The sequence below is a fragment of the Streptomyces sp. NPDC031111 genome, from assembly GCF_055570675.1.
Genome location: NZ_JBVIGS010000007.1, coordinates 102,860 through 127,606 on the forward strand (window position 1 = coordinate 102,860; position 24,747 = coordinate 127,606).

17 protein-coding genes are annotated in these 24,747 nt (G+C 72.4%); 8 read left to right on the forward strand and 9 right to left on the reverse strand.

Going from position 1 to position 24,747, the window contains the following annotated elements; genetic code table 11:
* Positions 1-6 precede the first annotated feature (6 nt).
* Positions 7-645 (forward strand): GNAT family N-acetyltransferase, encoded by a 639-nt coding sequence (locus tag ACZ470_RS16440; protein WP_468427743.1) that lies wholly within the window; start codon positions 7-9, stop codon positions 643-645.
* A 23-nt stretch (positions 646-668) separates the two neighbouring features.
* Here ACZ470_RS16440 and ACZ470_RS16445 read toward each other — a convergent pair whose 3' ends face one another.
* The 4 genes from ACZ470_RS16445 to ACZ470_RS16460 form a co-directional block, all read right to left on the reverse strand.
* Complete coding sequence (locus ACZ470_RS16445) at positions 669-1,277, reverse strand: ATP-binding protein (RefSeq protein ID WP_468427745.1); 609 nt, start codon at positions 1,275-1,277, stop codon at positions 669-671.
* A 178-nt stretch (positions 1,278-1,455) separates the two neighbouring features.
* Positions 1,456-2,223 carry an enoyl-CoA hydratase/isomerase family protein gene (locus tag ACZ470_RS16450; protein WP_468427747.1) on the reverse strand — a complete coding sequence of 256 codons (768 nt, stop codon included), beginning with the start codon at positions 2,221-2,223 and terminating at the stop codon, positions 1,456-1,458.
* Between the two features lie 153 nt (positions 2,224-2,376).
* Positions 2,377-3,546 (reverse strand): L,D-transpeptidase, encoded by a 1,170-nt coding sequence (locus tag ACZ470_RS16455; RefSeq protein WP_468428138.1) that lies wholly within the window; start codon positions 3,544-3,546, stop codon positions 2,377-2,379.
* Positions 3,547-3,790: 244 nt separating this feature from the next.
* On the reverse strand, positions 3,791-5,026 hold the full coding sequence (locus ACZ470_RS16460; protein ID WP_468427748.1) for a L,D-transpeptidase: 1,236 nt from the start codon (positions 5,024-5,026) through the stop codon (positions 3,791-3,793).
* 187 nt (positions 5,027-5,213) lie between these two features.
* Here ACZ470_RS16460 and glgX point away from each other — a divergent pair, with 187 nt between their 5' ends.
* Positions 5,214-7,466 (forward strand): glycogen debranching protein GlgX, encoded by a 2,253-nt coding sequence (gene glgX, locus ACZ470_RS16465; protein ID WP_468427749.1) that lies wholly within the window; start codon positions 5,214-5,216, stop codon positions 7,464-7,466.
* A gap of 22 nt (positions 7,467-7,488) precedes the next feature.
* Here the strand turns inward: glgX and ACZ470_RS16470 are convergent, their stop codons facing one another.
* The 4 genes from ACZ470_RS16470 to ACZ470_RS16485 are packed head-to-tail and all read right to left on the reverse strand — an operon-like array spanning position 7,489 to position 11,053.
* A complete protein-coding gene (locus ACZ470_RS16470) occupies positions 7,489-8,133 on the reverse strand; it encodes a response regulator (RefSeq protein ID WP_468427751.1) in 645 nt (214 codons plus the stop codon).
* Positions 8,123-9,397: a sensor histidine kinase gene (locus ACZ470_RS16475; protein WP_468427753.1), complete on the reverse strand. Its 1,275-nt coding sequence runs from the start codon at positions 9,395-9,397 to the stop codon at positions 8,123-8,125. The genes ACZ470_RS16470 and ACZ470_RS16475 overlap by 11 nt, the downstream gene beginning before the upstream one ends.
* A gap of 7 nt (positions 9,398-9,404) precedes the next feature.
* Positions 9,405-10,154, reverse strand: a complete 750-nt coding sequence (locus ACZ470_RS16480; protein WP_468427754.1) for an ABC transporter permease — start codon at positions 10,152-10,154, stop codon at positions 9,405-9,407.
* A complete protein-coding gene (locus tag ACZ470_RS16485) occupies positions 10,151-11,053 on the reverse strand; it encodes an ABC transporter ATP-binding protein (RefSeq protein WP_468427756.1) in 903 nt (300 codons plus the stop codon). Before ACZ470_RS16485 ends, ACZ470_RS16480 begins: the two co-directional genes overlap by 4 nt.
* A 196-nt stretch (positions 11,054-11,249) precedes the next feature.
* Between ACZ470_RS16485 and ACZ470_RS16490 the strand changes: the two genes are divergently transcribed.
* From ACZ470_RS16490 to ACZ470_RS16515, 6 genes are all read left to right on the forward strand, one after another.
* Positions 11,250-13,301, forward strand: a complete 2,052-nt coding sequence (locus ACZ470_RS16490) for an ABC transporter ATP-binding protein (protein ID WP_468427758.1) — start codon at positions 11,250-11,252, stop codon at positions 13,299-13,301.
* Positions 13,298-15,148, forward strand: coding sequence for an ABC transporter ATP-binding protein (locus ACZ470_RS16495; protein ID WP_468427760.1), 1,851 nt, complete (start codon positions 13,298-13,300; stop codon positions 15,146-15,148). Before ACZ470_RS16490 ends, ACZ470_RS16495 begins: the two co-directional genes overlap by 4 nt.
* Positions 15,149-15,177: 29 nt before the next feature.
* Positions 15,178-16,899: an ABC transporter ATP-binding protein gene (locus tag ACZ470_RS16500; protein ID WP_468427762.1), complete on the forward strand. Its 1,722-nt coding sequence runs from the start codon at positions 15,178-15,180 to the stop codon at positions 16,897-16,899.
* Positions 16,896-18,701, forward strand: a complete 1,806-nt coding sequence (locus tag ACZ470_RS16505; RefSeq protein ID WP_468427764.1) for an ABC transporter ATP-binding protein — start codon at positions 16,896-16,898, stop codon at positions 18,699-18,701. Before ACZ470_RS16500 ends, ACZ470_RS16505 begins: the two co-directional genes overlap by 4 nt.
* Before the next feature lie 338 nt (positions 18,702-19,039).
* Positions 19,040-21,088, forward strand: coding sequence for a M4 family metallopeptidase (locus tag ACZ470_RS16510; protein WP_468427766.1), 2,049 nt, complete (start codon positions 19,040-19,042; stop codon positions 21,086-21,088).
* Positions 21,089-21,164: 76 nt separating this feature from the next.
* The gene (locus tag ACZ470_RS16515) at positions 21,165-21,686 is read left to right on the forward strand and encodes a DUF1990 family protein (protein WP_468427768.1); all 522 of its coding nucleotides are present in this window, start codon (positions 21,165-21,167) and stop codon (positions 21,684-21,686) included.
* 305 nt (positions 21,687-21,991) lie between these two features.
* On the opposite strand, the gene ACZ470_RS16520 is transcribed toward ACZ470_RS16515, so the two are convergent.
* Complete coding sequence (locus ACZ470_RS16520) at positions 21,992-24,610, reverse strand: glycosyltransferase family 1 protein (RefSeq protein WP_468427769.1); 2,619 nt, start codon at positions 24,608-24,610, stop codon at positions 21,992-21,994.
* Between the last annotated feature and the right edge of the window lie 137 nt (positions 24,611-24,747).

Consider the following 24,747-nt stretch of genomic DNA (forward strand, 5'->3'; position numbering starts at 1 on the left):
GCGAGGGTGACGGAGACTCTGGGGACCATTCTCGACGCGGCGGCGCGCGGCGTCTTCCCGCCGGCGGACGGGGGGACGACGGTGGTGGCCCAGCCGTCCGGCCGGGACGCGGGGGTGCTGGCGTTCACCGCGCACTCCGTCGTCTTCACCGACGAGGACCCCGCGTGGGTGCGGCGGACGCTGGCCTCGGCCGACTGCGACGCCCTGGCCGCCACCATGAACGTCCGGTTCCTGGCCGCCTTCATGGAGCGCACGGGGCGGCGGACGGACACGATCGACGTGATGACGGTGGCGCCCGCGCTCGAAGGGGATCCGCCGCTCGCGCTCGAGGAGGTCGGCGACCCCGGCCATCCCCGGGTGACGAGCTCCCTCGGGCGGCGTGACGACGTGCGGGTGTGGGCGGCGGACGGGGGCGTACTGGTTCTCGGGCGCGGCATCGCCGGGCGGCTGGAGGTCGCGGTGGAGGTGGCGCAGGAGGCACGGCACCGGGGTCTGGGACGGCGGCTGGCGCTGGCGGCGCGGCAGCTGGCCGGGGGCGAGCCGGTGTGGGCGCAGATCTCCCCGGGGAACGCCCGCAGCATGCGGGCGTTCCAGGCGGCCGGATACCGGCCGGTCGGCTCGGAGGCGCTGTTCCTTCCCCGTTGACGAAGGCGGGCGGGGACGGGCCCTCAGCGGTCCGTGACCCGCATTTCGAACCAGGTGGTCTTGCCCCGGGGCAGCAGGTCGACGCCCCAGCGGTCGGCGAGTTTGTCGACGAGGAAGAGGCCCCGGCCGCTGACGTCCATCTCCTGGACGGGCATGAGACAGGGCAGTCCGCGGGACGGGTCGCGGACCTCGACGCGGATCCAGCCGCGCCGGTGGCGCAGCCGGAGGCCGAAGACACGGGCGCCGGTGTGCCGTACGGCGTTGCCGACCAGTTCGGAGACGAGCAGGACGGCGTCCTCGGCGGTCCTGGCGCCGAGGCCCCACTCCCGCAGGACGACCACCTGTACGAGCCGGCGGGCGGTGGCGGCGGACTCGGGGCGGGACGGCAGCGGAACTTCTGCCTCCGTCGGGTTGCCGAACAACTCCAGTGCCTTCAGGGCGCGTTCGTCCTCGACCGTCGGCGACCAGCGCGACGCGGTCGCGCGTCCGTCTCCCCGCGGCTGTTCCATGCGCTCCAGCCCCGCCATGCCCCCATCATGGCCGTCCGAGGGGTCCTCCGGGGCCGTTCCGGGGGAATACGCCCCCTGCACGCCCCCGTACGACACCAGTCCACCGGCATATGCCGACGGCACTTCGGAGCCGCCGGAAGCCCCTCCTGCCTGCGGAAACGGCTCGCTCTGGGGCAATCGACGGGCTCCCTCGACACGAACGGCTTAAGGGTGCACTAAGGCTGCCATAAACCGCCCCATCGAGGGACCCGGATCAGACATCGCGTCAATTGCAAGCCCCGGGAGGCACTTCAGCGCGTGTTCAGAGGAACTTCGCCTTGCCCGGGCCCTCCTCCACGAAGCTGCGCATCCCGCGCTCACGGTCCTCGGTGGCGAACAGGCCCGCGAACCAGTTCCGTTCGACGGCCAGACCGGTGTCGATGTCCGTCTCCAGACCGGTGTCGATGGACTCCTTGGCCGCGCGGAGCGCGATCGCCGGGCCCTGCGCCAGCTTCGCGGCCCACGCGTGCGCCTGCGTGTGGACCTCCTCGGCGGGGACCACCCGGTCCACCAGGCCGAGCGTCAGCGCCTCGTCGGCCCGCACCTGGCGGCCGGTGAAGATGAGGTCCTTGGCCTTGGAGGGGCCGATCAGCCGGGACAGGCGCTGGGTGCCGCCGGCGCCCGGGATCAGGCCGAGCAGGATCTCGGGCTGGCCCAGTTTGGCGTTCTCCCCGGCGATGCGGAAGTCGGCGCAGAGCGCCAGCTCGCAGCCCCCGCCGAGCGCGTAGCCGGTGACTGCGGCCACGACCGGCTTGGGGATACGGGCCACGGCCGTGAAGGAGTCCTGGAGGGCACGGGCGCGCAGGACCATCGCCGCGTGGTCCATGGCCTGCATCTCCTTGATGTCCGCGCCCGCCGCGAACACCTTCTCGCCGCCGTAGATCACGACGGCGCGCACGTCCTCGCGACGCGCGGCCTCCTCGGCGAGCTCCTTGAGCCGGTCCTGCGTGGCGATGTCCAGCGCGTTCATGGGCGGGCGGTCCAGGCGCAGCGTGCCGACGCCCTCGGCGACTTCCAGATGTACGGTCATGCCAGCAGGTTAACGGTGACTAACGGGGCGGGCGAAGGTGCCGTCGGTCACGCCCGGCCGGGGGTGCGGTCGACCAACGACTACGGCCCCGGTGCCGTACCTCGCACACCGGGGCCGTACGCGTCGGGAAGGGGCGTCCCTTCCGTCGAAGGGCTACGCCTTCCACTTCTCCCAGGACATGTTCCAGCCGTTGAGGCCGTTGTCCGGGGCGATGGTGGCGTCGTTGGAGTTCTTGACCTCGACGACGTCACCGAGCAGCGAGTTGTTGAAGAACCACGCGGCCGGCGCCTGCTTGTCCCAGCCGCCGCGCACGTCGCGCAGTCCGACGCAGCCGTGGCTGGCGTTGCGGTTGCCGAAGGCGTCGCCGCCCCAGTAGTTGCCGTGGATGAAGGTGCCGGAGGTGGACAGGCGCATGGCGTGCGGGACGTCCTTGATGTCGTACTCGCCGCCGTAGCCGACCGTGTCGCCGTTCATCCGGGTGACCGTCAGCTTCTCGCTGATGACCATCTTGCCGTTCCAGGTCTCGTAGCCCGGCGCGCCCGTGGTGACCGGGATGGTCTTGACGACCTTGCCGTCCCGCATGACCTTCATCGTGAGCTTCTTGGCGTCGACGACGGAGACCTGTTCGCGGCCGATGGTGAAGGAGACCTTCTTGGACTGCTTGCCGTAGACGCCGTCGCGTCCCTCGACGCCGTCGAGGTTGAGGTCGACGGTGACCTTGGTGCCGGCCTTCCAGTACTTCTCGGGACGGAAGTCGAGGCGGTCGTTGCCGAACCAGTGGCCCTCGACCTCGACGGCCGGCTCGGTGGTGATGCGGATGGCCTTCTCGACGTCCTCGGGCTTGGTGATGCCCCGGGTGAAGCGGAGCGAGAACGGCATGCCGACGCCGACCTTGGAGCCGTCCTCGGGGGTGAAGGTGCCGATGAAGGTGTTCTTCGGCGTCAGCGTGGTGAAGCTGGAGTCCTCGGCGGCGGTGCGGCCCTCGGAGTCCTTGGCGACCGCGTGCACCGTGTACTTGGTGGAGGCGGCCAGGTGCGTCGACGGCGTCCAGGAGGCGCCGTCGCCGGATATCTCTCCCTCGATCCGGTCACCGTCCGGGTTCTTGACGACGACCTCGGTCAGCTTGCCGTTGCTCGCGTTCACCTTCAGCGCGCCGCTGGTCCCGACGGACTTCGCGCCGTCCTTCGGCGCGATACTGACCACGGCCTCGGACTGCTTGCTCTGCGCGGCGGTCGAGTCCTTGCCCTTGCCCCTGCCCTTGCCGTCGCCCGAGCCGGAACCCCCCTCCGATCCTCCGCCGCCGCAGGCGGTCACCGCCAGCATCACCCCGAGTGCCAGCGCCGCCAGCTTCCTGCCGCCACGCCCCCGCGCGCCAACCGACGCCCCCGAAATCGGCACGTTCACTTGTTCTCCCCTCGGCGGGCCTCACGCCCTGGCCGGGCCCGCGCCCCCGCGCGCCCCTCGCGCGCTCGGCGCATCATAACCACTGGCCAGGGGCGTTACCGGCGGCGGTTTTGTCACCGTTCCGTTCCAACTTCAACGGTCCGCCCGAGGGTTGACGTCCGCGCTACTTCACCGCGCTGCCCGCCTTCCATTTCTTCCAGTTCATGTTCCAGCCGCCGAGGCCGTTGTCGGGGGCGACCGTCCTGTCCTTGCTGTTGACGACCTCGACGACGTCGCCGATCAGACTGCGGTCGAAGAACCAGCCCGCCGGGGTGTCCGCGCCGCCGCCCTTCGCGTCGCGCAGGCCGACACAGCCGTGGCTGACGTTGGTGCTGCCGAAGACGTCCGGGTCGGCCCAGTAGTTGCCGTGCAGGAAGGTGCCGGAGCTGGTCAGCCGGATGGCGTGCGGGACGTCGGGGATGTCGTACTCGCCCTTGCCGTCGTCGTCGGTGAAGCCGACCGTCGCGCCGTTCATGCGGGTGACCTCGAGCATCTCGGTGATCACCATCCTGCCGTTGTAGGTGGGCGTCTTCCGCGCCCCCGCCGTGATGGGCACGGTGGCCAGCAGTTCTCCGTCCCGCCGCACCCGCATGGTGTGGTCGGCGGCGTCGACCACCGACACCTGGCTGCGGCCGACGGTGAAGCCGAAGGTGCGGCGCTGGAGGCCGTAGACCCCCGGCGCTCCCTCCACGTCCCGCAGGTTCAGGTCGACGGTGACCCGGGTGCCGGGCTTCCAGTAGTGCTCGGGGCGGAAGTCCAGGCGGGAGTCGCCGAACCAGTGCGGGCGGACCTCGACGGCCGGGCGGGCGGTGACGCGGACGGCGCGTTCGACGGCCGCGCGGTGCACGATCTTCCGGTTGAACTCCAGGGAGACGATCATGCCGGTGCCCACCGTGGAACGGTCCTCGGGAGCCACGTAGCCGATGAAGCGTTCCTCCGGGACATAGGTGGTGAACGTGGTGTGGCGGGCCGAGCGGCGGCCGGAGCCGTCCAACGCCACGGCGTCGACGGTGTACTTGGCGGCCAGCGCCAGCCGTTCGTCGTCCGGCTTCCAGGTCAGCCCGTCGCGGGAGATCCGCCCCGGCACCGGGGACTCCCGCGCGTCCTGCGACACGACGACCTTCACCGACTCCAGCCGCCCGTCCGGCACCCGCACCCGCAGCCCGGAGTCGGGGCGTACGTCCTCGCTGCCGTCGTCGGGCGTCACCCGGATGACCTCTTCGGGGGCGGGGGGCCCGAACGCCCCGCCGACGGTGCCGTCCGCCGTGCAGCCGGCGGCTCCCGCCAGCAGTCCTGCCCATGTCACTACGGCGGCCAGCGCGGCCCTCGCGCGCCGTGCGCGCCCTTGTACGTACGTCACGCGGTGCCCAACGACGGGCCGCACCTCCGGGAAACGACCATGCCGCCCTTGGGGGAAACGTGAGTGCGAGGCACGGTCTGGGCAGAACCTTGGGAGGACGATGCGCCGGGAGCCGCGGCCGAGCCGATGAAACGGGCCGTACACCCCTGTCCGCCGTCGTCCCCCACGAGCCGCGGGAGGCTGACAGGTGTCCAGCGCAGCCGAGCAGGAGGCGGTGGCCGGAGAGCGGGCCACCGGGGACGGGCGTCCGGCCGCCGTCGTGAACGGCGTGCGGCCGGCGCAGCCCGTGCCCACGGTGCCCGTGCGGCCGGGCCGGCCGACGCCGCTGGGCGCCCGGTTCCGGGTCGGTCCGGACGGGGTGGCGGGGACCAACTTCGCGTTGTGGGCGGGCGGGGCGGAGGGCGTCGAGCTGTGCCTGTTCGACGAGCGGGGCCGGGAGAGCAGGGCCCGGCTCACCGAGCTGACGCACGAGATCTGGCACGGCTTCGTGCCCGGGGTGCTGCCGGGGCAGCGCTACGGCTACCGGGTGCACGGCCGCTGGGACCCGTGGACGGGCGCCCGCTGGAACCCGGCGAAGCTGCTGCTCGACCCGTACGCCCGCGCGGTGGACGGGGACTTCGGGCTGCCGGGCGAGGTGTACGGGCACGTCCGCGACTGGCCGGAGCAGCATGTCGCGGACACCGTGCGCGACGACCGGGACTCAGCGCCGTACGTCCCCAAGGGTGTCGTCGTCCACGATGACGACGACTGGGCGGACGACCACCGGCCGAAGACGCCGTGGGCGGACTCGGTGATCTACGAGCTGCACGTGCGCGGCTTCACGATGCGCCACCCCGGCGTCCCGGAGGAACTGCGCGGCACGTACGCCGGTCTCGCGCACCCCGCGGCGGTCGAGCACCTGGTGCGGCTGGGCGTCACGGCCGTCGAGCTGCTGCCCGTGCACCAGTTCGCGCACGAGGACCATCTGCTGCGGCGTGGACTGCGCAACTACTGGGGCTACAACTCGATCGGCTACTTCGCCCCGCACTCCGGCTACGCGGCCTCCGGGACGACCGGGCAGCAGGTCGGCGAGTTCAAGCGGATGGTGCGCGCCCTGCACGCGGCCGGCATCGAGGTGATCCTCGACGTGGTCTACAACCACACCGCCGAGGCGGGCGAGCTGGGGCCCACCCTGTCGTTGAAGGGCATCGACAATCGCGGCTACTACCGCCTCCAGCCCGACGCGCGCCGCTACGCCGACTACACGGGCTGCGGCAACACCCTGCACGTGGTCCAGCCGCACGTGCTGCGTCTGATCACGGACTCGCTGCGCTACTGGGTGACCGAGATGGGCGTCGACGGGTTCCGCTTCGACCTGGCGGCGGCGCTGGCCCGTTCGATGCACGACGTCGACATGCTCTCCCCGTTCCTCGCGGTGATCGCCCAGGACCCGGTGCTGCGCCGGGTGAAGCTCATCGCCGAGCCGTGGGACGTGGGCTCCGGGGGCTACCAGGTGGGCGCGTTCCCTCCGCTGTGGACGGAGTGGAACGACCGGTACCGCGACGCCGTACGGGACTTCTGGCGGCACGCGCTGCCGGACGTGCGGGAGATGGGCTACCGGCTGTCCGGGTCCAGCGACCTGTACGCCTGGGGCGGCCGGCGTCCGTACGCCTCGGTCAACTACGTCACCGCGCACGACGGTTTCACCCTGCGCGACCTGGTGTCGTACGGGCGCAAGCACAACGAGGCGAACGGCGAGGGCAACCGGGACGGCACGGACGACAACCGTTCCTGGAACTGCGGGGCGGAGGGGGAGACGGAGGACGAGGACGTACGGGCCCTGCGGCGGCGGCAGCTGCGGAACCTGCTGACCACGCTGCTGCTGTCGACGGGCGTGCCGATGCTGGTCGCGGGTGACGAGATGGGCCGCACCCAGCGCGGCAACAACAACGCCTACTGCCAGGACAACGAGATCGGCTGGGTGGACTGGGACCTGCTGGAGGACCCCGGCTGGCGTCCCCTGTTCGAGCTGGCCTCCCGGCTGATCGCCCTGCGTCACCGGCACCCGGTGCTGCGCCGCCGGGCCTTCTTCTCCGGCCGCGCGCACTCCGCGGACGGGCTGCGCGACCTGGCCTGGTTCACCCCGCACGGCGCGGAGATGACCGAGGGCGACTGGTACGCGCCGGCCGCCACGCTCGGCATGTACCTCTCCGGGCGGGACATCCCGGGGCGGGACGAGCACGGGGACCAGATCCTCGACGACAGCTTCCTGGCCGTCCTGCACGCGGGGGAGGCACCGGTGGAGTTCGAGCTGCCGGGTCCGCCGTGGGCCGAGCGGTACGAGGTGGTCGTCGACACCGCGCGGGAGGAGCAGACCGCACCACCGGGAGTGGAGCACCGCGCGGGGACCCGGATCACGGTGCCGGGCCGGTCGGTGCTGCTGCTGCGGGTGCGGAGCTGACCGCCGGTGGGGCGGGCCGAGGTCAGCCGAGGATGCCCCGGTCGTAGGCCACGGCCACCGCGGCCGCGCGGTCCTTGGCTCCCAGCTTGCCGAAGATGTGGGTGAGATGGGTCTTCACGGTCGCCTCGCTGATGAAGAGTTCGCGGGCGATCTCACGGTTGGAGGTGCCCCTGGCGACCAGGACCAGTACCTCGCGTTCCCGGACGGAGAGGGGTTCGCCGCCGGGGGTTCTCGGTGTGCGGACGGCGGAGACCAGCCGGGAGGCGACGGCCGGCGACAGCACCGTACGGCCCTGGGCGGCGGCCCGGACGCCGGTGAAGAGCTCCTCGCGGGGCGCGTCCTTGAGCAGATAACCGGTGGCGCCCGCCTCGATCGCGGGGATGGTGTCGGAGTCGGTGTCGTACGTGGTCAGCACCAGCACCCGCGCGCGGGCGCCCCGGCGGGACAGTTCCCGGATGGCGTCCACCCCTCCCCCGCCCGGCATCCGCAGGTCCATGAGGACGACGTCCGGGTCGAGCGCGGCGGCCCACTCCAGCGCCTCCACGCCGTTCGCGGCCTCGCCGAGGACGCGGAAGCCGGGCTCGGACTCGAACATGCCGCGCAGGCCGTCGCGTACCACGGGGTGGTCGTCGACGATGAGGAGGGAGATCACGGCGTCATCGGTCATGGCGGACCAACGGTACGCGAGCCGACACGGCGGTGCCCTGGCCGGGTTCCGCCTCGACGGTGAGCGAACCGGCGAGGCGCTCGGCGCGGGCCCGCATGCCGTCGAGGCCGAAGCCGCCGGTGCTCGTGCGGTGCCGTACCGCGCCGCGGTCGAATCCCTTGCCGTCGTCCCGGATGTCGAGGGTGACCTCGTCGCCCATGAAGGAGAGGGTGACGCCCGCCCGGCCGGCGGCGGCGTGCCGGGCGGTGTTGGACAGGGCCTCCTGGGCGATGCGCAGGAGGGTGGCGGCGACCTCGTCGTGCAGGGGTTCGATGGTGCCGGTGACGGTGAACCCGGCCCGGACGCCGGTCCGTTCGCCCCACTCCGTCACCGTCCTCCGCAGCGCCTCCGGCAGTCCGTCGTCGGCGAGGTCGACCGGGGAGAGGTTGTGCACGGAGCGGCGGGCCTCGCCGAGGCTGTGCCGGGCGAGGGCCAGGGCCCGGTCCGTGTGCGCGCGGGCCAGGTCCGCGTCCCTGGTGTTCGCCACCACCTGGAGCTGGGCGATGATGCCGGTCAGGCCCTGGGCGAGGGTGTCGTGGATCTCGGCGGCCAGCCGACGGCGCTCGTCCGCGACCCCGGCCTCCCGGGCCTGGACGAGGAGTTGGGCGTGCAGGGCGGCGTTCTCGTCGAGCGCCTGCTGCAACGCCGTGTTGGTGCGCTCCAGTTCGGCGATGGTCGCGGCCTGGATACGGGTGCGTTCGTCCTCGCGGGCGGTGAGGTGGCCGAAGACGGCGATCATGCCGAGGTGGACGCCGAGCAGCGCCCCGAACACCGCCCAGCCGAGCGGTCCGCGCGGGGGCAGCCCGCCGGACTGGGAGCCGGCGATCGTCACGGCGGTGAGGAACAGGCCGGCCCTCAGCAGCCGGGGCGGCAGCAGACGGTCGGCGTCGAAGTAGCCGACCGCGGCGAGGAAGGCGAAGAACGGGTTCAGCCAGCTCAGGGCGAAGGCGGCGACCCCGCGTACGAGGTAGTAGCAGGCGGAGAGCGGTGTCCGGACGGCCCGGGTGCGTGCCGACCGCCGGTCCCACCACAGCTGCCACAGCAGTACGGCCGTGGCGAGCCCGGCGGTGGCGTACCGCTCGGCCGCGCTCATGCCGATCACGTCCATGGTGGCGGCGGTGAGGACGCTGCCGACGCCCAGCATCGCGTACGGCCCCCAGCGGCGTACGGTCGCCCAGCGCTGTTCCACTCCCGCCACGTCCGCCATGGCACCAGTGTGGGTCATGGCGGCCTCACTCCCAGCGGAACCAGCGCGAGGCCGCCGCCGTGAGCAGTACCGTCCAGGCCGCAAGGACACCGAGGTGGATCCAGCCGGGCCAGTCGCCCGCCGCGGCGTCGTTCAGGGCCCGGGCGGCGGCGCCGAACGGCGTCCAGCCGACGATGTCGCCCAGCACGTCCGGCATGGCCTCCACCGGCAGCCACACGCCCGCGCAGAACATCGCGGGGAAGAGCGCGGTCGACCCGATCGCGGTGGCGATCTTCGTCGTGCGGGACAGGGCGGCGAGCAGGGCCCCCAGGGCGAGGGAGGCGAGCAGGGCGAGCAGCAGCGCGAGGAGGTAGCCGAGCGGCTGCCCCGGGAGCGTCACGTCGAAGGCGAGCCGGCCGACCGCGAGGGTGACCAGGGCCGACAGCAGGCCGGCACCTCCGACCACCAGCATCTGCGCGGTCAGCAGGGCGGAGGGACGCACCGGCGTGGTGGACATCCGGCGCAGGATGCCGTTCTCCCGGTAGCCGGCGATCGTCGGCGGCATGCCCTGGAGCCCGCCGACGATCAGTCCGAGCAGGACGGCCACCGGCACATAGGCGTCGACCGGCCGCAGACCGCCGAGGTTCGGGTCGCTCTCGCGGAACGACGGGATGGAACCCAGGACCGCCAGGAGCAGGGTGGGGAAGAGCATGATCCAGAAGATTCCGCCGGGTTCCCGCCGGAAGAGGCGGATCTCCGTCTTCAGTACGGCCGTATTGAGGACGTCGGTGCTCATGCCGTGGCCTCCGTGAGGTCCAGGAAGGCGTCGTCCAGCGTGGCGTCGGTGACGCGCAGTTGGTGGGCGGTGACGCGGGTGCGGGCGAGGAGGGTGATGACGGCGTTGACCGTCTCGTCGGTGCCGGACAGCGTGAGGCGGTCGTCCTTGCGATGGACCGAGGCCAGCCCCGGCAGCGCGTTGAGGTCGTCGTCGTCCAGCGGGGCGGAGGGGGTGAAGCTGATGACGGTGGCCCCCGCCGACCGGCGGATCAGTCCGGCCGGGGTGTCCAGCGCGGCCACCCGCCCCTTGTCGATGACCGCGATCCGGTCGCAGAGGCGCTGCGCCTCCTCCATGAAGTGCGTGACCAGCAGGACGGTCACGCCGCCCGCCCGGACGTCCTCGATGAGCTGCCAGGTGTCGCGCCGGGCGCGCGGGTCGAGGCCCGTGGTCAGTTCGTCCAGCACCACGATCCTCGGGTCGCCGATCAGGGCGAGCGCGATGGACAGGCGCTGCTTCTGACCGCCGGAGAGCTTGGCGAAACGGGTGTTCAGCTTGGGGGTGAGCCCGAGGCGTTCGGCGAGCGGACGCCAGTCGGCCGGCTTCGGGTAGAAGGCGGCGTACAGCTCCAGGGCCTCCCTGACGGTGAGTTTGGGCTGGAGTTCGCTCTTCTGGAGCTGGGCACCGAGGACGCGGGTGACCTCCTTGTGGTCGGCGACGGGGTCGAGGCCGGTGACGCGGATGCGGCCCGCGTCGGGGACGCGCAGCCCCTCGACGCACTCGACGGTGGTGGTCTTGCCGGCGCCGTTCGGGCCGAGGATGCCGAAGATCTCGCCCTCCTCGACGGTGAAGGAGACACCGTCGACGGCCGCACGGCCCCCGTAGGACTTGCGCAGATCGGTGACGTCGATGACGGACATGGCTCCAGCCTCGCCGTACGGGGACCACCGCCACATCGGCCGGTGCGCTCGGACCGGCATCAACCGATCGGCTGATGGGGTGTAAGACCTCCCCCGCGGCCCCGCCCGTCCGCGCAGGTCGTAGGACCAGCGGCGGAGGCCGGCCCGGTCAAAACTCGGTGGGCAGTGTCAGTGGCGAACCGTAGGCTCGCTGCTGATGCCCACTACACCTTCTCCCCCGGAACCCCGCTCCGCCGTGCGTACGCTGCTGCGGCTGTGGCCGTATGTGCGGCCCGTGCGGGCGCGGCTGTTCACCGCCGCGTTCATCGCGATCCTCGCCTCCTGCATCGGGCTGGTCATCCCGCTCGTCCTGAAGTGGATGGTGGACGGGCCGATCGCCGACCGGGATCCGGCGGGGGTGTGGCTCGGCGCTCTGTACCTGCTGCTGCTCGGGCTGGCGGAGGCGCTGTTGTTCGGGTTCCGGCGGTGGCTGGTGGCCCGGCCGCTGTCGCACGTCGAGGCGGAGATGCGGGCGGATCTGTACCGGCATCTCCAGCGGCTGCCGGTCGCCTTCCACGACCGCTGGCCGTCGGGGCAGTTGCTGTCCCGGGGCACGACGGATCTGATGCTGCTGCGGATGTTCCTGGCGTTTCCGCTGACGTTCCTGCTCGTCAACGGCGTGACGATCCTCGTCGGTGTGATCATCATGCTCATCCAGGACTGGACGCTGGGGCTGGTCATCCTGGTGCCCGCCGTCCCGGTGATGATCACGTGCGCCGTGTTCGAGAAGCGGTACTCGCGCGCGGCGCGGCTGGCGCAGGACCAGGTGGGTGATCTGACGACGGTCGTCGAGGAGGGCGTGCTCGGCATCCGCATCATCAAGGGGTTCGGGCGGCACCGGAGTCAGGCGCGGGCGTTCCGGGAGCTGTCGGGGAAGCTGCGGGGGACGGAGCTGCACAAGGCGCGGCTGCTGGCGACGATCCTGGGCGTCATAGTGACGCTGCCGGAGCTCGCCATCGGGGCGGCGTTGGTGCTGGGTGCGGTGCAGGTGGCGGACGGGGAGTTGTCCGCGGGGACGTTGGTCGCGTTCCTGTCGACCGCGCTGGCGCTGCGCTGGCCGGTGGACTCGATCGGCTTCCTGCTGGCCATGAGCCAGGAGGCCGCAACAGCAACGGAACGCTACTTCGAGGTAATGGACGAACCCCCGGAGTCCTCCGCAGCAGCGGCCAACCACGCCGCCGCTGCGGACGAACCCGCCGCCGCTGCGGGCAGTCGTGCCGCTGGGGCGGCACGGGTGGGCGCAGCGGCACCTCGCAACGCCGAGCGGCGAAGTCACCCCCCGAGCGAGTCGCGCAACCCGGCGCTGGCAGGGCGCCGTCCGCGCCCACCCTCCCCCACTCTCGGCTTCGCTCGAGCGGGGGGACCCCCATCGCCCAAGCGGCACGACTGCCCGCGGGAGGACCGGGAGGACGGCGACGTCGCGCCACCCACCGCACACGACCGCCCGCGGAACAGCGGTGGCGGGCTTCGGTTCCACGAAGTGACCTTCCGTTACCCCGACGCCCCCGCCGACTCCCTGCCGGTGCTCGACCGTATCGACCTGCACATCCGCCCCGGCGAGTCCCTCGCCCTCGTCGGCGCCACCGGCAGCGGCAAGACCACCCTCACCGCCCTCGTACCCCGCCTGCACGAGGTCACCTCCGGCCGGATCACGCTCGACGGCGCGGACATCACCACCATGTCCCGGGACGAACTACGCGCCCGCGTCGCCATCGCCTTCGAGGAACCGACCCTCTTCTCGGCCAGCGTCGGCGAGAACGTACTGATGGGCGGCGGCACCGGAAGCGACGACCTGAACCGGGCCCTCGGCGTGGCGCAGGCCGACTTCGTACACGCGCTGCCCCAGGGCGTGGACACCCAGGTCGGCGAGCAGGGCCTCAGCCTCTCCGGCGGCCAGCGCCAGCGCCTCGCGCTGGCCAGAGCCGTGGTCGGACAACCCGACTTCCTGGTCCTCGACGACCCGCTCTCCGCGCTGGACGTCCACACCGAGGCCGCCGTAGAGGCCGCCCTGCGCCGGGTGCTGGCGGACACCACGGCCCTCATCGTGGCGCACCGCCCTTCCACGGTCCTGCTCGCCGACCGCGTAGCCCTGCTCTCCGGGGGCCGGATCACCGCGGTCGGCACCCATCACGAACTGTTGCGCGGCAACCCCGAGTACGCCCATCTGATGTCCGGCGACCCGGCGGGGAACCAGGAGGACCAACGATGACGGCGGCCACCACCGCACCCGTCAAGGACGAGGACGACGACCGGACCCCGCCGTCCGACGACCCCTTCGACCAGGACCAGCTGCCCACTCCCCCGGGCGCCACCGGCGTACTGCTGCGTTCCCTGCTCTCGCCCATGCGCGGCAGGGTCGTCGTCACCGCGCTGTTGCTGCTGCTCCAGCAGGCCGCCGTACAGGCGGGCCCGCTGCTGGTGGCGTACGCCATCGACCGGGCCGTGCCCGCGTTCCGCGCCGACGACCACGGGCCGCTGATCGCGGTGGCGGTGGGCTATCTGCTGTGCGCGGTCGCGGCCGGCGCGCTCCAGTACGCGTTCGTCAACGCCTCCGCCCGGGTCAGCCAGGACGTGCTGCTGGATCTGCGCGGCCGTATCTTCCGGCACGCGCAGGCGCTCAGCGTCGACTTCCACGAGCGCTACACCTCGGGCCGGCTCATCTCCCGCTCCACCACCGACGTCGAGTCGCTGCGCGAACTGCTGGAGGAGGGCCTCCAGGAACTGGTGATGGTCATCCTGTCGGCCGTCTACATCTCGGTGCTGCTGCTCTGGTTGGACCTCGGGCTCGGCGCGGTCGCGGTGGCGTCGTTCGTGCCGCTGTACCTGCTCGTACGGTCCTACCAGCGACGGGCGGGCCGCGTGTACCGGAAGCGGTCGACGGCCATCGCGGCGGTGATCGTGAAGTTCGTCGAGACGATGAACGGCATCCGTCCGGTACGCGCGTTCCGCCGGGAGGCCGCCAACGACGCCGACTTCGCGGTGCTGAACCGCCGGCACGAACGGACCAACGGCGACGCCCTGCTGGAGATGGCCCGCTATGTCGTGGGCTCCCGGATCACCGCGAACACCACCGTCGCGCTGATCGTGCTGTGGGGCGCCTACCGGGTGGCGGACGAGTCGCTGGAGCTCGGCGTGCTGGCGGCGGCGGTCCTGTACCTCCGCCGGCTGTACGACCCGATAGACCGGCTCGGCATGTTCCTCAACTCCTACCAGTCGGCGGCGGCCTCGCTGGAGAAGATCGCCGGGCTGCTGGCCCAGACCCCGTCGGTGCCCGAGCCGTCGGCGCCCCGGGAGCTCCCGGAGCGGCGGTCCGCTCTCCCTGGCCGCGAGGTCGTCTTCGACGACGTCCGGTTCGCGTACCGCACCGGCGGCGAGGTGCTGCCCCGCTTCGACCTCACCCTCCCGGCCGGACAGACCGTCGCGGTCGTCGGCTCGACCGGCGCGGGCAAATCGACGCTGGCCAAGCTCCTCGCCCGCTTCTACGACCCCACCGACGGCCGGGTGCTGCTCGACGGGGTGGACCTGCGCGACCTGACGGGACGCGATCTGCGGCGCGAGGTGGTGATGGTGACCCAGGAGGCGTTCCTGTTCTCCGGGACGGTCGCCGAGAACATCTCGATCGGCCGGCCGGACGCCACCCGCCAGGAGATCGAGCAGGCGGCGAAGGAGATCGGCGCGCACGACTTCATCGCCGCCCTTCCCGACGGCTACGACACCGACGTACGCAAGCGCGGTGGCCGCATCTCCGCCGGTCAGCGCCAACTCGTCGCCTTCGCACGGGCGTTGCTGGCCGACCCGGCGGTGCTCATCCTGGACGAGGCGACCAGTTCGCTGGACGTCCCCGGGGAGCGGGCGGTGCAGCGGGCGATGGCGACGGTGCTGAAGGGCCGTACGGCGGTGGTGATCGCCCACCGCCTGTCGACGGTGGAGATCGCGGACCGGGTGCTGGTCATGGAACGGGGCCGCGTCGTCGAGGACGGCACCCCGTCCGAACTCATCGCCGGCACGGGCAGGTTCGCCGACCTGCACCGCGCCTGGCGGGACAGTCTGGCGTAGTGCGGCAGCGTACGGGGGGAGAGCGAGCGGTGATCGACGCGTACGGGGACCCCGGCACGCCGGACTGTCGGGGTGGGACGCGGTATCTGTGGTGGCTGGTGCTGCGGCAGCCTGGGCGGTGTGTGGCGGGGGCGGTGTTCGGCAGTGTGTGGATGGTGCTGCTGGCGGCGACGCCGTATCTGATGTCCCGGGCCGTGGACGACGGGCTGGAGCCGGGTGACCTGGGGGCGCTGGCGCTGTGGACGGGTGCCCTGTTCGTGGTGAACGGCTTCAACTCGTGGCTGAGCATCATGCGGCACCGCGTCATGACCCGGGTGCGGATGGACGCCAACTTCCGCACGGTGAAGGTGGTCGTCGGGCAGACGGTGCGGCTGGGTGCCTCGCTGGAGCGGCGGACCGGGGCCGGGGAGGTCGTCACCATCGGCGTGGGCGACGTGCAGTTGATCGCCCAGTCGCTCACGGCCGTGGGTCCCGGGGTGGGCGCGGTCGTGGCGTATCTCGTGGTGGCCGGGCTGCTGCTGTCGGTGTCGCCGCTGCTGGCCGTGGTGGTGCTGCTCGGGGTGCCGGTGATCGGTCTGGTCGTCGGGCCGCTGGCGGGGCGGTTGCAGGGCAGGGAGACGGAGTACCGGGAGCGGCAGTCGGTGCTCACCGCGCGGATCGGTGATCTGGCGGGTGGGCTGCGGGTGCTGAGCGGGCTGGGCGGGAAGAACCTGGTCGCCGACGCGTTCCGGCGGGACTCGGGCCGGCTGCGTGAACAGGGTTACCGGGTCGGGGCGGTGACCAGCTGGATGCAGGCGCTCGGCGCGGGACTGCCGACGCTGTTCCTGGCGGGGGTCACCTGGATCGCGGCGCGGCTGGCGGCCCAGGGCGAGATCACGGTGGGCGAGCTGGTGTCGGTGTACGGCTATGTGGCCGTACTGGTGTGGCCGGTGATGTTCCTCATCGAGTGCGGCTACCAGCTGAGCCGGGGTGTGGTGGCCGCCCGCCGGGTCGCGGCGCTGCTGCGTCTGGAGCCGCCGGCCGACGCCGCCACCGCCGACCCGCCGGCCGAGCCCTCGGTGCTGTACGACCCGGAGTCGGGGGTGCGGGTGCCGCCGGGCCGGCTGACCGCGCTCACCGCCGCCCGCCCCGCCGACGCGTCGGCCGTGGTGGACCGGCTCGGCCGGTACGCGCCGTCCGACGTCACCTGGGGCGGGACCAGGCTGGACGAGATCGCGCTGGGCCGGGTCCGGGAGCGGATCCTGGTCGCCGACCACGAGGCCGATCTGTTCGCAGGTCCGCTGCGGGAGGTGGTGGCCGGCCGTGGCGGGCCCGCCGACGAGGACGTCCTGCGCGCGCTGCACGCGGCGGCCGCCGACGACATCGTGCGGGGTCTCCCCGACGGGCTGGACTCGGTGGTGTCCGCGCAGGGCCGCAGCCTCTCCGGCGGCCAGCGGCAACGCGTACGGCTGGCGCGGGCGTTGCTGGCCGATCCCGAGGTACTGCTGGCGGTCGAACCCACCTCGGCGCTCGACGCGCACACCGAGGCCACCGTCGCCGACCGGCTGCGGGAAGTCCGCAAGGGCCGTACGACGGTGCTGGTCACCACTTCGCCGCTGCTGCTGGACCGCGTGGACCAGGTGCTCTTCCTGGCCGACGGGAAGGTCGTCGCGAGCGGCACCCACCACGGGCTCCTCGACGACGAGCCCCGGTACCGGGAGCTGGTGGCCAGGGACGTGGACGAGAGCACCGCCGAGGAGGTCGTGCGTTGAGCGGGGAACGACTCCCCCTGGCCGGGCCCGCCGATGTGCGCCGGGCCTCGCTGGAGCTGGTACGGGCGGACGGGCGCGCGTTCGCCGGCGTGCTGGCCCTGAACGCGCTGGCGGCCCTGGCGGGGCTGGCCGGGCCCTGGCTGCTGGGGCGGATCGTCGACGAGGTGCGCGACGGGGGCGGGGTGGCGGTGGTGGACCGGCTGGCGCCGGTCATCGTGCTGTGCGCGGTCGCCCAGTTGCTGCTGTCCCGCTGGGCCCGCTACGTGGGGCACCGCTTCGGGGAGCGGACGCTGGCCCGGGTGCGGGAGCGGTTCGTGGACCGGGCGCTGGGGCTGCCGTCGTCGGTGGTCGAGCGGGCGGGCACGGGTGATCTGACGGCGCGGGGGACGGCCGATGTGACCGCCGTCGGTACGACCCTGCGCGACGCCGGTCCGGCGCTGCTGGTCAACGGCGTGCAGTCGCTGTTCGTGATGACGGCGGTCTTCGTGGTGGACCCGCTGCTGGGCGCGCTGGGGCTGCTCTGTCTCACGCCGATCTGGCTCGCGGTGCGCTGGTATCTGCTCCGGGCCCGCGACGCCTATCTCGCCGAGGGCGCGGCGAACTCGGACGTGGCGGAGATCGTCGCGGCGACCGCGTCGGGGGCCCGCACGGTGGAGGCGTTCCGGCTCGGGGGGCGGCGGATCCGGGCGAGCCGGGAGGCCCTGGAGACGTCCCGGCGGGCCCGGTTCCACACGCTGTTCCTGCGCACGGTGTTCTTTCCGGTGGTCGAGGTGTCGTACGCCGTGCCGGTGGCCGGGGTGCTGCTGGTCGGCGGGGTGCTGCACGAGCGGGGCGCGGTGAGCCTCGGCGCGGTGGTGACCGCCTCGCTGTATCTGCTCCAGTTGAGCGGGCCGCTGGACGAAGTGCTGATGCGGGTCGAGCAGTTGCAGAGCAGCGGCGCCTCGTTCGCGCGGGTGGAGGGGCTGGCCCGGGCGCCGCGCGCGGCGGAGCGGGGCGACTGTCCGGATCCGGACGGCGACCGCATCGACGTGACGGGCGTGCGCTACGCCTACGACGGGGGCGGTGAGGTGCTGTGCGGGGTCGACCTGACGGTGACGCCGGGCGAACGGCTGGCGGTGGTGGGGCCGTCGGGTGCGGGCAAGACCACCCTGAGCCGGCTGATGGCGGGCGTGGACGCGCCGACCGCCGGGAGCGTGACCGTGGGCGGGGTGCCCGTGGCGGGACTGGACCCGGAGCGGCTGCGCCGGCAGGTCGTGCTGGTCACCCAGGAGCACCATGTGTTCCTCGGTTCGGTCCGTGACAATCTGCGCATCGCCGAACCGGCCGCCGGTGACGAGGAGTTGTGGGCGGCGCTGGCCGTGGTCGGCGCCGAGGCGTGGGTGCGGGAGCTGCCGGACGGCCTGGACACCGAGCTGGGCGAGGGCGGCCGGCCCACCGACGGTTCCCAGGCGCAGCAACTCGCCCTGGCGCGTGTGGTGCTGGCCGATCCGCACACGCTGATCCTCGACGAGGCCACGGCCTTGCTCGATCCGACGACCGCCCGGCACACCGAGCGTGCGCTGGCCGCCGTCCTGGAGGGACGTACGGTCATCGCCATCGCGCACCGGCTGCACACCGCGCACGACGCGGACCGGGTGGCCGTCATGGAGAACGGCCGGCTGACCGAACTCGGCACCCACGAAGCCTTGGTGGCGGCCGGCGGCGCCTACGCGTCCCTGTGGCACTCCTGGCACGGCGACCACCCGACCAGCCCGTCGGCCACACCGGGCCCGTCCGGCAAACCCAGCCCGTCCGGCGTTTGAGGACGAGGCCCGAAGGGCCGACGGGGGTCTGGGGGCGCAGCCCCCAGGGACGGGAAGGGAAGGGGCGGCGGGGGCGAGACCAATACCGTTCGTATACCGAACCTGAACTCCCGGACAACGAACGGTTTCCGGCCAAATTCCTGACGCGCTCCTGACAGAAACCGCGATCACCTGCCACTCTTCCCACGGCCGCTTCACAGCAACCCCACAGCGTCACCCCCCAGCTGCCCCGCGGCCACAGCGAAGAGCACTTCCGTTCTGCCGTTCTGCCCGGCCGGCCCACCCGCCGCCCGGTCTCCCCAGGCCGCGCGACCCGCGGCACGCAGAAGGAGTCAGCGTTGAGAAGCAGGTCGTCCCACAGACGCACCCCCCACACCACGCACCGCCGCGCCGCCGCCGTCGCCCTCGCCGGGGTGGCCGCACTGATCGCCACGGCCGTGCAGTCCGGCAGCGCCACCGCCGCCCCGGAGCAGGCTCCGGCGGCCGCGAGCAAGGCGAAGCCGGGTTCGGAGTCGGTCAGGCTCACCCCGGCCCAGCGCGCGGCGCTGATCCGCGAGGCGAACGCCGCCAAGGCGGAGACCGCCGCGGACCTCGGCCTGGGCGAAAAGGAGAAGCTCGTCGTCCGTGACGTCCTCAAGGACCGCGACGGCACCGTGCACGTCCGCTACGAGCGCACCTACGACGGTCTGCCCGTCCTCGGCGGCGACCTGGTCGTCCAGGGCGACACCGCCGGCGAGGCCGACTCCGTCGTCAAGGCCACCCGGACCGCGGTGAAGCCCGCGACCACCAGCGCCAAGGTGCCGGCCGCCAAGGCCGAGCAGCAGGCCCTGTCCGCCGCGAAGGCGGAGGAGGCGAAGGGCGCCGGCATCGACCGCGCCCCGCGCAAGGTGATCTGGGCCGCCGAGGGCAAGCCGGTCGTGGCGTACGAGACGGTCGTCGGCGGCCTCCAGCACGACGGCACCCCGCAGGAGCTGCACGTCGTCACCGACGCCACCACGGGCGAGAAGCTGTACGAGTGGGAAGCCATCCAGAACGGAACCGGCCACACCGTCTACAGCGGCACCGTCGACCTGACCACCACCCAGTCCGGGTCGTCGTACAACCTCACCGACGGGGCGCGCGGCAACCACAAGACGTACAACCTCAACCGGGGCACCTCCGGCACCGGCACGCTGTTCTCCGGCTCCGACGACGTGTGGGGCAACGGCAGCCCGTCCAACCTGGAGTCGGCCGCCGCCGACGCCCACTACGGGGCCGCGCTGACCTGGGACTACTACAAGAACGTGCACGGCCGCAGCGGTATCCGCGGTGACGGCGTGGGCGCCTACTCCCGGGTCCACTACGGCAACAACTACGTCAACGCCTTCTGGTCCGACAGCTGCTTCTGCATGACCTACGGCGACGGCTCCGGCAACGCCAACCCGCTCACCTCGATCGACGTCGCCGCGCACGAGATGACGCACGGCCTGACCTCGAACACCGCGGGCCTCAACTACAGCGGCGAGTCCGGCGGCCTGAACGAGGCGACCAGCGACATCTTCGGCGCCACGGTCGAGTTCTACGCCAACAACTCCTCCGACGTCGGTGACTACCTCATCGGCGAGGAGATCGACATCAACGGCGACGGCACCCCGCTGCGCTACATGGACAGGCCGAGCAAGGACGGCGCGTCCAAGGACAGCTGGTACTCGGGCATCGGCAGCATCGACGTCCACTACTCGTCCGGCCCCGCGAACCACTTCTTCTACCTGCTGAGCGAGGGCAGCGGCACCAAGACCATCAACGGTGTCACCTACGACTCGCCCACCTCGGACGGCCTCCCGGTGACGGGCATCGGCCGCGCCAAGGCGGAGAAGATCTGGTTCCGCGCGCTGACCACCAAGTTCACCTCCACCACCAACTACGCGGGCGCCCGCACCGGCACCCTGGCGGCGACCGGTGAGCTGTACGGCACGGACAGCGCCGAGTACAAGGCGGTGCAGGACGCGTGGGCGGCCATCAACGTGGGCTCGCGCCCCGGTGACGGCGGCGGTGGCGGTACGTCCTTCGAGAACACCGCCGATGTGGCGATCCCGGACGCCGGCGCCGCGGTGACCTCCTCGATCACCGTCTCCGGACGGGCGGGCAACGCGCCCTCCAACCTCCAGGTGGCGGTGGACATCGAGCACACCTGGCGCGGTGACCTGGTCGTCGACCTGCTGGCCCCGGACGGCACGGCGTACCGGCTGAAGGGCAGCAGCTCCGGTGACTCGGCGGACGACGTCAGGGAGACCTACACGGTCAACGCCTCCTCCGAGACGGCCAACGGCACCTGGCGGCTGAGGGTGCAGGACGTGGCGCGGTACGACACCGGCTACATCAACAGCTGGAAGCTCACCTTCCCGTAGTCCGTCCGTACGGGAACGCATGACGGGCGGCACCCGGAACGCACCGTTCCCGGGTGTCGCCCTACTCTTGGGTCCCATGTCTTCGGCGGACTTCACCTACGACCACGTCGGCGCGACCCGTGAGCCGGGTTTCTGCCCTCCCGGCTTCCACCCGCTGCACGTCCGCACCCGCCTTGGTGAGGGCGAGGAGGTCTTCCGGCAGGCCGCGGAGGCCGTGCTCACCTGGGAGCTGCACCGGGAGCTGGGGGTCGGTGTCGAAGCCGCCGCCGACCGCGCGGCCCCGGACGTCGACGTCACCATCACCCTCGCCGGGGTCGTCAAGGCGCCCTGCCGGGTGGTGTGGACGGTGGAGGAGCACCGCAGGGCCGGCTGGGCGTACGGGACGCTGACCGGGCACCCCGAGTGCGGCGAGGAGTCGTTCGTGGTGGACCGCACCGGTGACGGAACGGTGTGGCTGACCGTCGAGGCGTTCAGCAGGCCGGCCCGCTGGTACGCCCGCGCGGGCGGACCGGCCACCCGCGCGATGCAGCACGCGTACGCCCGCCGCTGCGGCAAGGTCCTACGCCGCCTGGCGACACGGGGCATCAAGCAGGACTGACGCCCCAGCCTGCGGGCAGTCGCAACCCCCGCAGCCTGCGGGCAGTCGTGCCGCTGGGGCGGCACGGGTGGGCGCAGGCGGCACCCCTCCAGCGGGCCGCGCCCCCAGCACCCCCGTTGGTCGCCCCCGCCGCCCCTTCCCGTCCCGTCCCTGGGGGCTGCGCCCCCAGACCCCCCTTCGGCCCTTCGGGCCTCGTCCTCAAACGCCGGACGGGCTGGGTGACAGCCAGACGGGCTAGGTGTCAGCCAGAGGGGCTGGGTGACAGCCGGACGGGCTGGGTGTCAGCCGCACGGGCTGAATACACCTCACCGCATCAGCAGACCCGCCACCTCCGCCAAATCCTCCGACGGCACCGCCACCAACCCCAACTCCGCCCCGGACGCCAGCAGCCGATGCCCGGGCAGGATCCGGACCGTGTATCCGAAGGGCCCCGTCCGGTCCAGGGACAGCGGTCCCTCGTACACCCACCGCCCCTCCGCATCGGGCGCGCCCACCGGCTTCAGCGGCACCCCCGTCGCATCGGTGATGCGATCCTCCTCGTCCACCCGCCCGGAAACCGCCTGCACCTCGACGTCGTCCGGCCCGAGGTCACCGAGCCCCACCCGCACCCGCAGCCCCAGCGTGGTGCCGAGTTCGGCGGTGGCCGCGGTCACGGACGTCTCGACGTGGTCGACGGTCACACCGTGCCAGGCGGCACGCACCCGAGCCTTCCACGCGGCCAGCGCACGCGCGGAGGACGCGTCCATCGCGCGATGGGCGTGCGCGGCGGGCGCGTACAGCCGCTCGACGTACTCCCGGACCATCCGCCCGGCCAGCACCTTCGGCCCGAGCAGGCTCAACGTCCGCCGCACCATCTCGATCCACCGGTCCGGCAGCCCGCTGCGCCCCCGCTCGTAGAAGCACGGGGTGATCCGCTGCTCCAGCAGGTCGTACAGCGCCGCGGCCTCTATGTCGTCGCGCCGGTCCGGGTCGGTTCCAACGCCGTCGGCCGTGGGGATCGCCCAGCCGAAGTCGGGCTGGAACCACTCGTCCCACCAGCCGTCCAGCACCGACAGGTTGAGGCAGCCGTTGAGCGCGGCCTTCATCCCGCTGGTGCCGCACGCCTCCAGCGGCCGGAGCGGGTTGTTCAGCCAGATGTCGCAGCCGGGGTAGAGCTTCTGCGCCATCGCCATGCCGTAGTCGGGCAGGAACACGATCCGGTGCCGTACGCGCGGATCGTCGGCGAACCGCACCAGTTCCTGGATAAGCCGCTTGCCGCCGTCGTCCGCCGGGTGCGCCTTGCCCGCGATCACGATCTGCACCGGCCGCTCGGGGTGCAGCAGCAGGTCCATCAGCCGGTCCCGGTCGCGCAGCATGAGCGTGAGCCGCTTGTACGACGGGACGCGCCGCGCGAACCCGATGGTCAGCACGTCGGGGTCGAGCACCCCGTCGATCCAGCCCAGCTCGGCCGTGCCGGCGCCGCGCTGCCGCCAGGAGGCGCGCAGCCGCTCCCGCACCTCCAGCACCAGCAGTTCGCGCAGGGAGCGGCGCAGCTCCCAGATGTCCTGGTCGGCGATGTCCGCGACGGAGTCCCAGCGGTCGGAGTCGCCGACGCTCAGTGCCTCCTCGGCGCGCTGGGCGCCGATCTGCCGGGCGCCGAGCCGGAACACCTCGGGGGCGACCCAGGTGGGCGCGTGCACCCCGTTGGTCACGGAGGTGATGGGCACCTCCTCGGGGTCGAAGCCCGGCCAGAGCCCGGAGAACATCTCCCGGCTGACGTGACCGTGCAGCAGGGAGACGCCGTTGGCGCGCTGGGCGAGGCGCAGGCCCATCACGGCCATGTTGAACAGGTTGGGCTCGCCGCCGGGGTAGCTCTCCATGCCGAGCCGGAGGATGCGGTCGACCTCCATGTTCGGCAGCTCGGCGTGCGGGCCGAAATGGCGGGCGACCAGTTCGCGGTCGAAGCGGTCGATGCCGGCCGGGACGGGGGTGTGGGTGGTGAACACGGTCCCCGCGCGGACCGCCTCGAGCGCCGCCTCGAAGTCCAGGCCCTTGGCGCGCAGTTCGGCGATGCGTTCCAGGCCGAGGAATCCGGCGTGGCCCTCGTTGGTGTGGAACACCTCGGGTGCGGGGTGTCCGGTCAGCCCGCAGTACGTGCGTACCGCGCGGACCCCTCCTATGCCGAGCAGCATCTCCTGGAGGAGCCGGTGCTCGCTGCCGCCGCCGTAGAGCCGGTCGGTGACGCCGCGTTCGCCGAGGTCGTTCTCCTCTACGTCGGAGTCCAGCAGGAGCAGCGGGATCCTGCCCACCTGGGCCAGCCAGATCCTGGCGCGCAGCGAGCGGTCGCCGGGCAGGGCGAGGGTGACCTGGGCGGGGGTGCCGTCGTCCTCCTTGAGCTGGTCCAGGGGCAGCTCGTTGGGGTCGAGGACGGGGTAGTGCTCCTGCTGCCAGCCGTCCCGGGACAGGGACTGGCGGAAGTAGCCGTGCCGGTAGAGCAGGCCGACGCCGATGAGGGGGACGCCGAGGTCGCTGGCGGCCTTGAGGTGGTCGCCGGCGAGGATGCCGAGCCCGCCGGAGTACTGCGGCAGCGCGGCCGTGATGCCGAACTCCGGGGAGAAGTAGGCGACGGCGGCGGGCATCCGGTCGGTCTGCGCCTGGTACCAGCGGTCGCCGGTCATGTAGGCGTGCAGATCTCCGGTGACCGCGGCGAGGCGGTCCAGGAAGTCGGGGTCGGCGGCGAGCTCGGTGAGCCGCGCGGTCGCCACGCTGCCGAGCAGCCGTACGGGGTCGCAGCCGGCGGCGGCCCAGCGCTCGGGGTCGACGGAGCGGAACAGGTCACGGGTTTCGGCGTGCCAGGACCAGCGGAGATTGCGGGCCAGTTCACTCAGGGGGCGGAGGGGTTCGGGGAGCACGGGTCGGACGGTGAATCGACGGATCGCCTTCACAAGCCACCTCGGCGCGTTCGTGAGAGACGCGGTGTGCGTCCGGGCATCGCTGCCGACAGTACCGGCGCGGACACGGTCCGCGCGGGAAGCCGGGGGACACGGGCACCGCGTGCCACGTAAGCAAACGATTCACCTCA

Excerpts from the sequence above, each read along its gene's own strand:
- ACZ470_RS16450 (WP_468427747.1), bottom strand. The coding sequence starts at position 2,223 with ATGACCGTACATCTGGAAGTCGCCGAGGGCGTCGGCACGCTGCGCCTG.
- ACZ470_RS16455 (WP_468428138.1), bottom strand. The coding sequence starts at position 3,546 with ATGCTGGCGGTGACCGCCTGCGGCGGCGGAGGATCGGAGGGGGGTTCC.
- ACZ470_RS16470 (WP_468427751.1), bottom strand. The coding sequence starts at position 8,133 with ATGACCGATGACGCCGTGATCTCCCTCCTCATCGTCGACGACCACCCC.
- ACZ470_RS16475 (WP_468427753.1), bottom strand. The coding sequence starts at position 9,397 with ATGACCCACACTGGTGCCATGGCGGACGTGGCGGGAGTGGAACAGCGC.
- ACZ470_RS16480 (WP_468427754.1), bottom strand. The coding sequence starts at position 10,154 with ATGAGCACCGACGTCCTCAATACGGCCGTACTGAAGACGGAGATCCGC.
- ACZ470_RS16485 (WP_468427756.1), bottom strand. The coding sequence starts at position 11,053 with ATGTCCGTCATCGACGTCACCGATCTGCGCAAGTCCTACGGGGGCCGT.
- ACZ470_RS16490 (WP_468427758.1), top strand. The coding sequence starts at position 11,250 with ATGCCCACTACACCTTCTCCCCCGGAACCCCGCTCCGCCGTGCGTACG.
- ACZ470_RS16495 (WP_468427760.1), top strand. The coding sequence starts at position 13,298 with ATGACGGCGGCCACCACCGCACCCGTCAAGGACGAGGACGACGACCGG.
- ACZ470_RS16515 (WP_468427768.1), top strand. The coding sequence starts at position 21,165 with ATGTCTTCGGCGGACTTCACCTACGACCACGTCGGCGCGACCCGTGAG.